Origin of the sequence: Shewanella waksmanii ATCC BAA-643 (assembly GCF_000518805.1) — a bacterium.
Classification (GTDB): Bacteria; Pseudomonadota; Gammaproteobacteria; order Enterobacterales; family Shewanellaceae; genus Shewanella; species Shewanella waksmanii.
Genome location: NZ_JAEH01000015.1, coordinates 33716 through 48298 on the forward strand (window position 1 = coordinate 33716; position 14583 = coordinate 48298).

General features: G+C 45.2%; 11 protein-coding genes. 1 reads left to right on the forward strand and 10 read right to left on the reverse strand.

Features of this window, described 5'->3' with window-relative positions:
- Positions 1 to 69 precede the first annotated feature (69 nt).
- Complete coding sequence (bioA, locus tag L865_RS0109080) at positions 70 to 1446, forward strand: adenosylmethionine--8-amino-7-oxononanoate transaminase (protein WP_028772940.1); 1377 nt, start codon at positions 70 to 72, stop codon at positions 1444 to 1446.
- A gap of 103 nt (positions 1447 to 1549) precedes the next feature.
- Here the strand turns inward: bioA and L865_RS0109085 are convergent, their stop codons facing one another.
- The 10 genes from L865_RS0109085 to L865_RS0109130 all read right to left on the reverse strand — a co-directional run bounded on the left by L865_RS0109085 (position 1550) and on the right by L865_RS0109130 (position 14354).
- On the reverse strand, positions 1550 to 2803 hold the full coding sequence (locus tag L865_RS0109085; protein ID WP_157577505.1) for a GGDEF domain-containing protein: 1254 nt from the start codon (positions 2801 to 2803) through the stop codon (positions 1550 to 1552).
- A 516-nt stretch (positions 2804 to 3319) separates the two neighbouring features.
- Positions 3320 to 4138 (reverse strand): DP-EP family protein, encoded by an 819-nt coding sequence (locus L865_RS24530; RefSeq protein ID WP_051484537.1) that lies wholly within the window; start codon positions 4136 to 4138, stop codon positions 3320 to 3322.
- 329 nt (positions 4139 to 4467) lie between these two features.
- Positions 4468 to 4848, reverse strand: a complete 381-nt coding sequence (locus tag L865_RS0109095) for a DP-EP family protein (protein WP_028772943.1) — start codon at positions 4846 to 4848, stop codon at positions 4468 to 4470.
- A gap of 48 nt (positions 4849 to 4896) precedes the next feature.
- Positions 4897 to 8169: an nSTAND1 domain-containing NTPase gene (locus L865_RS0109100; protein WP_028772944.1), complete on the reverse strand. Its 3273-nt coding sequence runs from the start codon at positions 8167 to 8169 to the stop codon at positions 4897 to 4899.
- 214 nt (positions 8170 to 8383) lie between these two features.
- A complete protein-coding gene (locus L865_RS0109105; RefSeq protein WP_028772945.1) occupies positions 8384 to 8584 on the reverse strand; it encodes a hypothetical protein in 201 nt (66 codons plus the stop codon).
- 170 nt (positions 8585 to 8754) lie between these two features.
- Positions 8755 to 9357 (reverse strand): hypothetical protein, encoded by a 603-nt coding sequence (locus L865_RS0109110; protein WP_051484538.1) that lies wholly within the window; start codon positions 9355 to 9357, stop codon positions 8755 to 8757.
- Between the two features lie 131 nt (positions 9358 to 9488).
- Positions 9489 to 10586 carry a 2-alkyl-3-oxoalkanoate reductase gene (oleD, locus tag L865_RS23475; RefSeq protein ID WP_051484539.1) on the reverse strand — a complete coding sequence of 366 codons (1098 nt, stop codon included), beginning with the start codon at positions 10584 to 10586 and terminating at the stop codon, positions 9489 to 9491.
- Positions 10587 to 10588: 2 nt separating this feature from the next.
- The gene (oleC, locus tag L865_RS0109120; RefSeq protein WP_084632505.1) at positions 10589 to 12280 is read right to left on the reverse strand and encodes an olefin beta-lactone synthetase; all 1692 of its coding nucleotides are present in this window, start codon (positions 12278 to 12280) and stop codon (positions 10589 to 10591) included.
- A 55-nt stretch (positions 12281 to 12335) separates the two neighbouring features.
- The gene (locus L865_RS0109125) at positions 12336 to 13211 is read right to left on the reverse strand and encodes an alpha/beta fold hydrolase (protein ID WP_028772948.1); all 876 of its coding nucleotides are present in this window, start codon (positions 13209 to 13211) and stop codon (positions 12336 to 12338) included.
- 93 nt (positions 13212 to 13304) lie between these two features.
- A complete protein-coding gene (locus L865_RS0109130; protein WP_028772949.1) occupies positions 13305 to 14354 on the reverse strand; it encodes a 3-oxoacyl-ACP synthase III in 1050 nt (349 codons plus the stop codon).
- Positions 14355 to 14583: the final 229 nt, after the last annotated feature.

The window sequence follows — 14583 nt, forward strand, 5'->3', positions numbered from 1 at the left end:
TCAACGCAATAACACAAAAACAGTTTACCAATGGTTAAATATTGACCACCAATTAGCGTGAGACTTTCTATGACAAGCAAGCCAACCTCTGATTATCACACATCCCCAATTGACTACGCATTCGACAGCCAACATATCTGGCACCCTTATAGCTCAATGCAACAAAGCCAAGCTGTCACTGGCGTCGTAGCCGCAGATGGATGTGAATTAATCTTAGATGATGGCCGTCGCTTAGTGGACGGTACCAGCTCTTGGTGGGCCTGTGTGCATGGCTACAACCATCCAAGCATCGTTGCGGCCATGCAAACCCAATTGCATACCCTAAGCCATGTGATGTTTGGCGGTATTACTCACCCGCCTGCCATAGAGTTATCCAAGCGCTTAGTCGCAATGACCAGTGAATCATTAACTAAAGTATTCTTGGCCGATTCCGGCTCTATCGCAGTTGAAGTTGCCCTTAAAATGGCTTTGCAGTACTGGCAAGGAAAACAACAACCGCAAAAACAGCGTGTATTGACCGTAAAAAATGGCTATCACGGTGATACTTTTGCCGCAATGAGTGTCTGCGACCCAGAAGGCGGCATGCACACCATGTTTGGCGAAGCGGTGACACAGCAGCTATTTGCTCCCGCGCCCCAAAGCCAATTTGGACAAGACTTTGACCCAAGCGATCTCGATGAGATAAGCCAAATGATGGCCGCGCAACACACACATATTGCCGCCGTCATTATTGAGCCGATATTGCAAGGTGCCGGGGGTATGCGTTTTTATCACCATGAATACCTACGCGGCCTGCGCAAACTCTGCGACAAGTACAATGTGTTACTTATTTTGGATGAAATAGCCACTGGATTTGGCCGCACCGGAAAACTCTTTGCCTACCAACACGCAGGCATAGAGGCGGATATTCTTTGTTTAGGTAAAGCGCTAACGGGAGGCTACATCTCTTTGGCCGCAACCCTTTGCAGTGATGATGTTGCCCTTGGCGTCAGCCAGTCACCCTCAGGGGTATTTATGCATGGGCCAACTTTTATGGGTAACCCGCTTGCCTGCGCTGCCGCCTGTGCCAGTTTAGATCTGTTGCAACAAGGCCACTGGCCACAACAAGTTAGCCAAATTGAAGCGCAATTAAAGCAAGAGCTAGCAGACGCAATTGACTACAGTCAGGTGGCCGATGTACGCGTACTCGGCGCAATTGGCGTCATTGAAATGCGCCATACCGTTGACACACCAAAGCTTCAACAGCTTTTTGCTGAGCAAGGTGTGTGGATACGCCCGTTTGGTAAATTAATTTATATCATGCCACCTTATGTCGTTAGTGCATCACAACTCAGCCAATTGACACAGGCAATGAAACAAGTAGCTAAACATATTAGTGACACATCAGGCCCGGGCATAGACCAAGAGCAAAGCCACGAAGAGCCAAAGTTTATCAGCCACGGTTAAAAGCTGCGGCCTAATGCTCATACTCCAGCTAAAATACAGCTGGAGTATGGCGTATAATTTGGCGCCATTAACTGATTTTTTCTTCGCTTAAACAATCGATAGATTACGCACTGGTATTAATGCGATTGCGCCCGTCAGATTTAGCCCGGTACAAGGCGGTATCGGCTGCGCATAACAGCGCGATTGCGCTGGGGTACTCACCCATTTTTTCAACGGCGATTCCTTGGCTTACGCTCACTCTCACAGAGGGGTGCAAACCCAGTTCAGTAAAGGCCAAGTTGTTAATTGCATGCTGAACCTTTTTGGCGGTTAGCTCCGCCACAAGCTGGTTACAGCCTGGCAATATCAACGCGAACTCTTCACCACCATAACGGGCAGCAATGCACTGCTCATTAGGCAATACCGCTTTTAATTGCTCGGCTATTAATTTTAAACAGCGGTCACCATTTATATGGCCAAAGCGGTCGTTAAACAGCTTAAAGTAGTCCACATCAATCATTACTAAGCTCATTGATTGCAAATCACCGGTCGTTTGGGTCCAGCAGCGTTGCAACACATCATCAAAAGCATGGCGATTGGCTAAGCCTGTTAAGGCGTCAGTGCAGGCTTGTAACTGTAACTTCTGATAGGCCGATTTATGATGAGATAAGTCATGCATCACCCCAATAAATAGCGGTCGTGCACCGGTTCGAGTCTGTGGAATGCACGATAATGTTAAATCTACATCAACTTGTTGATCGCCAGCACTATCAATCACCACCTCTTGGGGACCATAGTAAAAGGTTTTGCCGCGACTGTTTTTCCAACCTATGTACTTTGCTAAATAATCGTCTCTGTAACCCTCTGCGAGAAATGCACACCAAGATTGTCCAATCAGCGCCTGTTGAGCATCACCAAATATTTTAGCGGCTAAAGGATTCACCATCTCGATGATGCCTTCATCGTTAACCACAAAAATGGCTTCGGCGACATAGGCTATAACCGTACTTAGCGCCTGCATAAAATCGCTATCATCTGCGCCGCTATTATTACCTGCTACGCTATCAGGGTCTATGTCAGCTTGCTGGCGGAAGTTTTTATCGCCATGTAGTGGCGCCACATTGCTGCGCTCAGTCTCTAACTGACTGCTAATCCCATTGCCAGCACTTTGGCTGGCTTCAATATTAACTTTTGAATTTGCACCAGTGCCGGCATCTGCATTATTCACCGTGGTCTGCGATGAAAGCGTTACGTTTGCCTTTTTGCTGCCACTGCTTAATGTGGTATTTAAATCCGGGTTAACCGCATTTGACCAGCTACGGATCAGCTCGACTACATCGAGGTTATGTCGCTGGTTTTTGGTAGGTGTATCTATCATGGTAAAGCTCCCTGTCACCCTGAATGTTGCTCAAACAATCATTTGATGACATTCATTGTGCGCCACAAGCTCAACTTTTACCTTCTGGTTACCTTCTGATTTAACCAATTGTTACTATTATGATTTTACAGCCATCACGGCTAACCTTCTGGGTTGCTTCCGAAAGATTTCACTACTCAAAAGCAGGATAATCCTTTGATTCGTCACTTTTTAGTGCGGGCACTTCTCTGCAAAATAGGCTGCTTTGATAAACAAGCAGCTTTGGAAATGACCTTCCGTGAAGCTAAGCTATTTTGCAGATTGATTACCCAAGCATATGCCTATCGCTGGCAATGCCCCTGCCATAAAAAAACGCCCTAGCATCATTTTTGAATCGTGATGGTAAGGCGTTAGTTTAGAAACATGGGCGTGTATAAGAATCAGAACCTTTAAAGTGTTCTCCAACATGATAGTCAAAAAAATGCGCTTTACTGCCCTATACCACGAGCATTCGTGTGAGCCAGCTATCTTTATACTCTAGAGAGTTGGCTCATTTTTCACTTGCGGATCAGGGCTCACCAACAGCAAATTGCTGTCATCGCTACTAAAGATGAACTGAAATTTACTTACCCCTTCATTTTCAATATTGTTGCGTAAAAATATCTGCTGGCCATCATCGCTGATAGTGACCTCTTCAATATGGGCATCATATGGGTTGGTAAAGCCCGCGCCAACAATCTTAAGCCCTAGTGGTGTACGAGCGCGGTGAACTAAGCGGTAGCTAATAGTTGTACTTTCATTTAACTCGACATTGCCATCGCACTCGATTCCTGACTGTTTATATTTAAAGTGCGCCTGCTTGGCTTGGTCCACGGTAACAATCAACCTAATCGGTTTGTCGCCCTGACATAAAGGCAATGAGGCCTGCGCTGCTAGGCTAGCTTGCAACAACTTGTCACTGTCTGACACTACGCGCGCCTGAGCATAATCAACCAATTGGTGTTGCATGCCAAACAAAGACAACACCTGATAGACTTGTGACAAGCTCAAATTGCCCTCAAGCAAGCGGCCATCAAATTGAACGCTACCGTCACCAAACTCAACACTGTTTATGAATGCTGGCAACTCGTCACCCAGCGCATCCAAGATTGATGGCGCTGCCAACAATGCTTGTAAATCTGCTGTTGATTTTACCGGAGCAAAAGCGGCATTCACCTTGGCCTGCTGCGCTGGCGCCGTAACGTTATGGACGCTCTCAGCCACGTCATTAGATAGTGGGTTGGCGATAGCTCCAAGTGGCGCTGCGGTGAGGAGGAATCCGGCTAGCGGTAATAAATGATTTAATGATGTTTTCACTGTCTTTCCTTGTGTTGATGGGTACAAATCCGTTTGCGACAAAGCTACTGAATAAATGTGAGGGAGATCAAGGACGAATGAGTATTTTAAGCCAGAACAGTGATATCGACTAAAAGATAACCAGTGAGAAGAGGATTATCTCGGCATTATGCGAATTAAAACAAAAACAATCATAAGTAGCCAAATTATTTGGTATGGGTAGCCAAGCAAAAATAGAGAAAGCCCCCATAAGGGGCTTTATATTAATCATGGGTGGCCATATTCTAATTAGTCATTGATGAACATGTTTAATCACCAACAAATCTGTAAATACTTGGAATAAAGTTGACTCATTGGGTTCCACGATTGACAATCTGAGGATCCGGGCTAATTAACCAATTAGAAATATTCGGGCATTTGACAATTAGCTGGAACTTAGTAACACCTACAACGCTATCTTCATCTTGCAATACTAGAGATTGACCCTGGTTGACAACAGCGGCGGAATCAATAACGCCATCACTTGGTGTCAGAAAGCCAGCGCCGATAAACTCGTACCCTTCACTATTAGCCAATACATAAGTAATTGTTTCGCCACTCTTTACAATTACATTTCCACAAGTTTGATTTCCATTCTCATCAAAATAACTAAATGAGTGTGACTTAGCTTTTTCATCATAGCTAATCTCAACAGTTATTGTTGGGCCTTGAGGTAGAGTATTTGTCGACATAATAATTTCCTTATTAAGTTATTAATATTTTACTTAGTTTTAAAATACCTACCAAGTAATTCTTTCAGCATCAATTCCTGATTCATTCAGATAATTTGACAGTTCCGAATTTTGGTAGTGTTTATTTTGACAAATTAAAGCCAAAGCATATATTTCAACATTCAATGGATCTTTATCTTTTTCATAAAGACTGCTAATCATTTTTTCTGCAGAATTACATGTAATCAGCATATCCTCCTGCTTGTTATGAAAACGAAATTGAACAGCTTGAAGTAAAGTGCTTTTCGCTAAATGACTTTTAAAAAAAACATCATTTGAATACATTTCAACTAGCGATTTATACGTATCTATAGCTCTGGTAACAAAACCCTGTGCTAGATACCACTCTCTTTGTGTCTGATAGGCCGCTGCTACAGCCGAATAATAAGCTCCTAATAGTGAATTTAGGCGTCTCGTACTCTTTATTAACTTACTACCGTCCACTATTAATTCTTCGAGCTCATTAAACTCAACCAGGTTTAACCCACTAGCTTCTCTGCTATATAATTTAAAAGCTAAGATTTCTAACAAGAGATTTTCGTATATCCAGAGTTCATTCTTTCCATCGATCTTTAAAGCTTCGTTTGTAGCTGCAAGCCCCTTAGTTATAGTATCTGAAGCAGTTCTATATTTTCCTTTCAACATTTGTAGCTCTGCCAACATTTTGAAACTAACCATAAATTTATCAACTAAATACCCATTAGCTTTGTTCTGTTCACTCAAATTCAGGTAGTCAGTATGTAGCCGAGAGTATATTGTTTCAGCAGCATTAATATCACCTCTTGTACGAGCTACACTTGCAAGCCATGAACGTGTATCGGCAACATCAGCAATCAGCATAGGATCGTCAGGGCTTTTTGATAATACCAACAACTTCAACTCTAAAGACTCCTCAAAATACCCTTTTGCTTGCTTAAACTCTTGGCGCTTCATCAACAACGACCCTAGCGAATTAGTCGCATAGGACAGTTCCATTAACGCATCGGCATTATCTGGTGCAATTTGGTACATCTGCTGACTGTATTGATAATACAACTCTAAATACGGCTGAGTGGCTTGCCAGTCACTGGCATCGTACTCAATTTGTCCAAGCCAGAAGGCGTTGGCACCTAAGGTTTTGAGTAATTCTAGATTTTGCGGCTGTTCAATTAATAAGGCTTCGAGTTTGCTTTTAGCACTGAGCAGTGCGGCGGTGGCTTCATCAATCTTGCCGCGTGAATAGGCCACCTCGCCCATGGCTTCTAGGGTTTGGCCATGCTGGAAACGGGCATCAAAACTGTAAAAACTGGCGTCACTGGTATTAGACTGCTCACTGAAATACTCCAGCGCTTTGTTGCTGATGCCATCGAGCAAATCCATACGGCCAATGCCACGCAATTTGTCAGCAAAATCCCCCACCATGAATCCCAATAAGTTTTCGGCGGCAAGCCGTTTTTCAAGTGCGCGATTTTCTGCATCTATACTTTTTACCGTCATCAACACTGAAGTTACGGTCAACATAATGAGCACTAACACGGTAGTCCGTAGCGTCCAAGTTTTCACATTGGCGCGCTGATTTGAAGCTTGAATAAACTCAACTTCGCTGGAACTGACACTGAATAGCTCACTGCTCGCCAGCGCTTGTGCTTCTTGTAACGGCTTACCAGCAGGTAAAAGGTAAGCCTTATTTTTGTTTTCTTCTTGCCAGCGTTTAGCGAGATATTGCAGTCGTGATTTGACACTTAAGCTATCTTTATGGGCAGCAATCCACTCTGTGGCCCTTGGCCAGCGGCGTAACAGGGCTTCGTGGGCGATACTAAAACACGCGACTTCATTTTGTAGGTGCGAGACAAATAGGCGACTGTCCACCATAGCTTGCACTAATGCTTGTTCGGCATCGCTAGTTAACAGACTCCAGCGGCCACTGCGACTGGTAATACTGGCATCGTCGTGCTGCAGGGTGACAAGTTGTGATAATACTTTAGGCAGGCTGTCACGCTGCGCTTGGCTTAACAAAGCAATGGCTTGCTCGGCGTTTTTACCTATGGCGCCCTCTATACCGCCGAGTTCATGATAAACCGACACTAATAGTTGATTGTCATCATCTCGGTTTAGATATAGCGCCTGTAAGGTATATTGCAACATAGGCAATACATCTAAACCACTGGCTGCTTCATCGCATAACAGCTCATCCAATGAAATACCAGTTTGTGGGTCAACTTGCCAGCTGAGCTGTGCAGCTTGCGCCGGTAAGCGGATCATCTGCAATAGCTCATTGCGAGAAGGAGGCGATAGATCGAAGTGCGCGCCTTTAGCCTTGCCAGCCATTAATGGCGGATAGGCCACCAACTGCGGATAAAAGTCGTTACGACAAGCGCTTAGCACTAAAATCACCCCAGAGGTGGCAAAACGTTCTATCAGTTCAACAAACTGGCTACGTTGCTCGTCACTGTATAAGGGCGATGATAATAAGACTTCGAGACGGTCAATAAACAAAGCAAACATCGACAGATGATCGGCTTGTTCTTGCAATACGGTTTTACAGCGCCTAATAATGTATTGAGGTTGTTCTGCTAGCTTGCTGGCAATGTCTTCAGCACTTTCGCCATAAAACACCGGTACATCATTTATCTCCCAGTCTAGCAGTGCACTGGCAAGCTCTAACATTAATTGATTCGGGCCAACATCAGCCAGATCTAAGCTAGTGTAGCCATTAACTTTAATGCCATTGTAACCTTGCGGTGTCATCAGGTTAGGCAACACCCCCGCTTGTACTAATGATGATTTACCACTACCACTGGGCCCCAGCACTAAGCAAAAACCGCGGCCAAAATGCACCTGATTGGCAATTCGGTCTAGCAAGGTATCAACTTGGGCTTTACGACCAAAAAATACCGTAGCATGTTCAGGGGTGTAGGCCTGTAGCCCAGGGAATGGCGACGCACCTTGCCAAGTATTGGTCGCCGCGCCCTGCTGATCACCCAATAAGTACTTTATTGGTGCTAAAGTGCGATAACCACGTTTGCGGATAGTTTCAATGTAGGTAGGAGCGCTAGCACTGTCGCCAAGGGCACGGCGCAATTGGTTAATAATTTTGTGTAGTGGATTATCACCTACGTCAAAATCTGGCCAACAATGGCTGACGATTTCATCACTGCTGAGCACTTCACCGTCGTGTTGACACAACAACTTAAGCACATCCATTGCTTTGGGCTCAAGTTGCTTAACGGTATCTCCCGCGCGCAGACGGTTTGATTTAGGTTCTACTTGCCAATCACCGAAGTAAAAGGTTGTCTCATCCATGGAAACTTTTGCCTTATTCGATTCACTCAGCTTTTGTGCTGACAGCAGTATCCGACTCAATCTACCAAGCTATTGGTATCATTTATATTTATAAGTTTATTTTACAGCGCGCTCATTGAGCGTTTAGCGGTTGGTTTAGCTAAGTAACTACTCTAATTGGCTTAAGACAGCGATGTCAAATTTGACTCAAGTTGAAATGAAAAAGCGTACTTTCTTATGATGAGCTAGTTGCGAATTGGCCGGTGACTTTGCAAGTCCGCTTACTTAGCTTGGCTTGCAGTTTGGCCTCGGCGCAACGTTTAGCGGTAAAGGCTTCAATGGCACTTTTATAGCGGCGGGTCTTAGTGCCAGCACCAGTAGGGATAGTGACTTGATACTTTTCATCAATCAGGGTCACACCTTCAGGCAGTTTCATCTATTTTCCTCTACAGCAGCAACAAAATCTCGATAGCATTAATTTAGCGATCGAGATTTTAGCAACTACACAACTGTATAGTAATAGAACTACCTATATGATTTTAGCGTTGAATAATATGCTATCTATGGCATTGACATAAACGCTTTAGCAAACCAGTTATAGACGCCTTATAGTTTTTGCCATACCTCAACTTCTTTAAGTTGGCCTTTTTCAATACGTTTAGTATGCATTAAGGTTTTATCACCCTGCTGCTCTAAGGTGTACTCAAATGAAAACGCTTGCCCATGCTTTGCGCCAAAAGAGTTAAGTGAAAGATATTCGGTATATTGGGTATCAGTCAGTTTATATTGGCCTGAACCTGCTGCCCAAAATTCGGTGGGGGCAACCTCAGCAGCAATGCCAGATTTGCTCGGGGGTTGCTTAACCGTGGTAAAGCTAAAATATCCGTCAGCTATCACCTTGATGGCTTGCAGGTGCAGTGCGGCGTAGTCTTGCCACACGCCCTTATCGTCAAGATACTTACCTTGTTGTAGTCGCCAAGCACCTTGCAGTCGATCAGTTGCAGAGGTTTGCGTGACGAGTGTTTCAGCGGGCGCAGATTTAGCGATTTGCGGCGCGGTTTGGGCCATCACTGCAGGAGCAGAAAATAACCCGCCCATTAGCAAAACTGTTGAGGCTAGCAAAGCCCGCGTTGAGCGAACTGGTTTAGCCGTGTATTGACTTAAAGATAATCTATTTGGGATGAAATTAGGGGTTAATTGAGACTGCATTATGAGCTTCCTGCCACCGAGAAAACCCTTAAATTGCCAGCGCTTAGTTATTCTAGCAACTGATTTAAGGCGAAAATATATTTCTCGGTACAGAACGTTTACTAAAGATGCAGGGACGCTTTAGCCACTGTTTAGCGCAAACTCACTGCAAGCTTTTGCATGCCTTGATCGATAGAAATTAGCGCTTGGTAACCTAAATCTTGCTTAATGGCATCGATATTAAAGTAATGACAGGTAGATAACTGCCGCGCCACAAAGCGCGTCATCATTGGCTCGTCTTGTTTTCTAAGCAATGAATAAACACCTTCTAAAACACAACCGGCTGCATAGGCAACATTGGCGGGTACCCGCTGTGTTACCGGCGGTAAATCCACACAAGCAAGAATTTTATTGAGCATGCTTGCCATAGTAATAGGCTGATCGTTACTGACAAAATACGCTTTACCGGCACAAACCGCATTGGCTTGGGTTTGTGCGAGCGCCGCCAATATATGCGCATAAGCCGCATTTTCAACAAAAATGGTGTCAACTAATTTGTCTTGTTTACCCACTAACTTGAGTTTGCCTGCGCGAGCGCGGTCAATAACACGTGGCACCAAGTGAGGATCTTGTGGCCCCCAAATAAGATGTGGCCGAATAGATACCGTTTGTAAACGTTCGCCGTTGGCAACACTGACCCCGTTGGCTTGGCGCACCATCTGCTCTGCTTTGGCTTTAGACTCACCATAGTAATTGAGATACTGGTTAGCATAGGGCGCAGACTCGTCAATGCCCGCTTCATCTACGCCAGCAAAGGTAACACTGGGCGTACTGGTATAAACTAAATTGGTAATATTGTGCTGTTTAACAGCGCTAATAATGTTGGCTGCACCATCAACATTAGGGGAATAATAACTCGCTTTACTGCCCCATACACCAGCCTTAGATGCAACATGAAATACCACATCACATCCTTGCATTGCATCAGTCACAGTTGCTTTGTCGGCAATATCACCCGTTACCATAGTGACACCCATAGCTTGCAGCTCTGGGTAGTTACCGCGTGCAAGCCCGGTCACTTTAATACCCGCAGCTAACAGTCGAGTGCAGATCGCTTTTCCTAAAAACCCACCCGCTCCGGTAACAAACGCATGATTGACCTTTGCCGCCAACTGCGTCAGCGCTTGCTGCTCTGCGCCGTGTAAAGCGCTAAATACTTGCTGCGGGTCAAATTGGCTAGTGGCTGTCATGGTTATTCCTTGTGTGTCTTTTGCGCCCAAACTGCCAGTTTTTCGCGAAATATCTTGGCATTGTGACGAATATCAACGGGGAAATCAGGGTGGATAAGAAAGCGCGCTATGCCTTGAGTTTGTGAATGCGCCTCGGCAAGCTGCGTTAATGCATGAAACAGCTCTGATGATTGCGAACACGCTAAGCTGTTGTCTAGCTCGACACACAATAATGGCACTCGTTCACCGTTGACATCAATCCCCACCAACGCAGAGCGTTTAACTTGGGGGTGGGTATTAAAGATGCGCTCAGCTGGAATAGAAAAATAGCGTTTGCCGTCACTGGCATCAACTCTGTGGGCTTTGCGGCCGCACATCCACAGTTGCCCTTGTGCATCTAAGTAACCTAAGTCACCCATGCGATGATAGACCTTGCCGTTTTCATCACGCATTTTTGCCTGTAAGGTCGCGGCATCGCGGTGATAATAGCTTTGGCTGACCATATTGCCGCTCACAACTATCTCGCCAACTTGCTGGGTGTCTAATAACTTGGCATCGGCGAGCTGGGCAATGGGTTGTTCATCAATATCAATGATGGCGATATCCACTCCCTTAATTGCCTGACCCACACAAATTCCGCCACCATTATCAGTAATTGCCGTGGTATCTAATAAGGCATCGCTACCCATCATGCTTATGGGTAATGATTCGGTTGCGCCGTAGGAGTTAAGTACCTGCACACCAGGGTTAAGCATAGTGGTAAAGCGGGCAATAGAAGGCAAAGTAGCAGGCGCGCCAGCAGATATAACACGCTGAATACTATTTAATTTACGTACAGGTTCTGCAGTTGTGCTCGCAAGGCCAAGACGCTCAATCAGCGCTGGATTAACAAACATATTGCTACATTGATATTTATCAATTGCCGCAAAGAAATAATCGGGGTTGGCAGTGATGGGTTTACTGGCATCCATATCAGGCACAATCGATGCCATCCCGAGTGCCGGACCAAATAACGAGAACAGCGGAAATGTGGCTAGATCTCGCTCGCCCACTTTGATCTGATAATCGTCCCTAAGTGCGCTGATTTGCGCCTCAAACATTTTGTGAGAATACACCACCCCTTTTGGAGTGCCTGTGCTACCACTGGTGAACAAAATGGCACACATGTCATCATCGGCTAACCACTGCATAGCAAACGGTTGCTCGGCGTCAACCTTAGCAACCAAGCTAGCAAGTGAAGGGCCACCGCAAAGCCAACTTGGGCCACCCACTCCAATAATGTGCTTAACGCTAGTTTTACCCCAACCAAATAATTTACGCGCAATGTGCGCTTTAGGTATGCCAATAAACGCATCGGGCTTGGCTTCTTCAAAGCATTGTTTGAGGTTATGGATCCCCATACCTGGGTCAACAAATATCGGAATGATGCCGGCTTTAAACAGGGCAAAAGTCAATGCAAAAAAGTCGACACTAGGGGTTACCATAAGCACCGCTTTCATACCCAGCTTTATACCCTGCTGGCACAATGCATGGGCCATACGGTCGCTTAAACGATTAAGTTCGGCAAAGTTTATTTCTTGATAGCTTAGGGTTTTAGCCTGCCAAGGCAGGCCATTTGCTTGCTGCACTGCCACAGCCAGTTTGTCTGCGGAATGATTGGCCGCATCGACCAAGTGGCGACATAAGTTCGCCGTGTGCTTACTTGATTGAGTCATCGCCATCGGCCTTTATGGTTAGGTTAGCGTTTAGTTATACTGCCACGGTGACAGTTTAGCTTGTTGCCATAAACTGCTTAATATGACCCACCACTTCTTCGCTGGCATCTTCAAGAATGTAGTGACCACAGTCAGCAAACTCATGAACTTGCGCGTGAGGCATTTCTTGTTTCCACTGTGCAAGAAAGTGTTTATCGAATACAAAATCCTGTAGGCCCCAACAAATTAATGTTGGCACCTGACTAAATTTAGGCAATGACTGGCTAATTTCGGTCACTAAGTCGTAGTTTCTATCACCTGGTTTAAGCGGAATATCTTGTACAAAACGCAGGGTCGAGATGCGGTTTTCCCATGAATTAAATGGTGCGACATAGGCTTGGCGAATATCTTTAGGCATAGGTTTGCGTTTTACGCCAACGTAACTCGCAATCGATGAAAAGGCATTAAAGCCGCGCACTAATCCGGTACCAATAAAGGTATTGCGGCAGATCCACAAAGGCCACGGGAATGGTTTAGATTTAGGAAGATGAAAGGCACCGGTATTAAGAATAACCAGTTTTTTAATCCGATCAGGGTAACGTGCCGCATAACCCATACCAATCATGCCGCCCCAATCATGGACCACTAAGGTAATGTTTTGCTTAATGTTGAGCTGATCAAGTAAGGCTTCTAAGTCGTCAATACGCTGTGGCAAGGTATAGTCGTAACTTTCGTCACCGGGTTTATCTGACAAGCCACAACCAATATGATCAGGCACTATGCATTGGTGCGTCGATTTAAGCGTTTCAATGACATTACGGTAGTAAAACGACCAGCTAGGATTACCGTGTACCATGACAACCGGCTCGCCTTGGCCTTCGTTGACATAATGCTGTTTATTGCCGTTAAGATCTAAATAGTGACGCTGGTAAGGAAAAAGCGTGTCTAACATGACTTGTCCTAAATTTGCTCTGCCCTGTGGTCAGCACACTTGGCTGCCACAGGTATTTTTGTTGGGGACGATACAGCTAGTACGTGGCGTAATCTACCACTTGATGCCTAACATCATGCAGTTCAATCCACTGCCGATGCCAAGAAAGCTGACTTGATCGCCCTTTTGCAAGAAGCCCTGATCATGAGCGATAGCTGCAGTGACGGGTAACGACACTGTACCCATATTGCCCAGCAGCTGGTATGTAGGGAACTCTTTTTCTTGCGGAATATTAAGCGCATTAAGCACTTGTCTGCGATTAGATGCACCCACTTGATGACAAATGACTTTATCGACCTGCTCTACCAACCAATCACGTTGGTCTAAGAAGTGGGTCCAGGTGTGTCTGGCAAGCTCAACCCCTTCTTTAAGTAGCGCTACGCCATCAGTACGCATAAACTCGCGATAAAGCTGCAAGCCCGCTTCCTGTAACCCCCATTGACAAAGGTTGTGATGCTCTGGTGCCGATAAATGACTGGCGCCTAACAATTGGTGCTGTCTGTCAGACTTAAGATCAACACTGCCATCGGTAAGTAGTACCGCAACAGCTCCGGAGCCGCCGGTTAAGGTCGCTAATGACTGTGCGTAGTTTTTCATCGTAGGCTCAGCAAGCATGTTGTCGATGGTGATATCAACAATGTGTCTGGCTGATTCACACGACACCACAAGCCCAGCTTTGATTTGCCCTAACTCAATACGGTTGGCAATGTCTAAAATACCGCTAAGCACGCCTAAGCACGCATTACTGATATCATAAATTGCCGTGTCTTTTGAAACACCGAGTTCTGCTGCAATTCTGCAAGCGGTAGCTGGTTCGTGTTGATCGCGACATACGCCGGTATAAACCACCGCACCTAAATCACTCACTTGAATACCGGTTTCGTCAATGGCTTTGTTAGCAGCAACAAGCGCACCGTCTGACAAACGATGCCCTTTTGGCCACCAACGACGCTCGTCAATACCCGTCAGTGCAGCTAACTGCCCCATTGGGATACGAAACTTCTGATACAAAGGGGCAAGTCTAGACTCTAACTCTGACGTTGAGACCACTTCCGGCGCCAACTCATAGGCTAGGCTATTTATATAAACGCGGGAATATTTCATGAAACAGTATATTTCGCTCACTTTATCGACAGTTTAAGCGTCGACAAATATTATTATTCAATGTTAACCCGTCATTTGAACAAGAAAACACGCATCATTCAATAAAAAACCACTATCAATGGCTATTTTTCACTTATAGAGCACATTGTATGGCGCTGTTTTTGCAACACTTCGAATGTTATTCAAATATCATAGCTAATTTTAACTATTAATAAACATAACCTTAGAG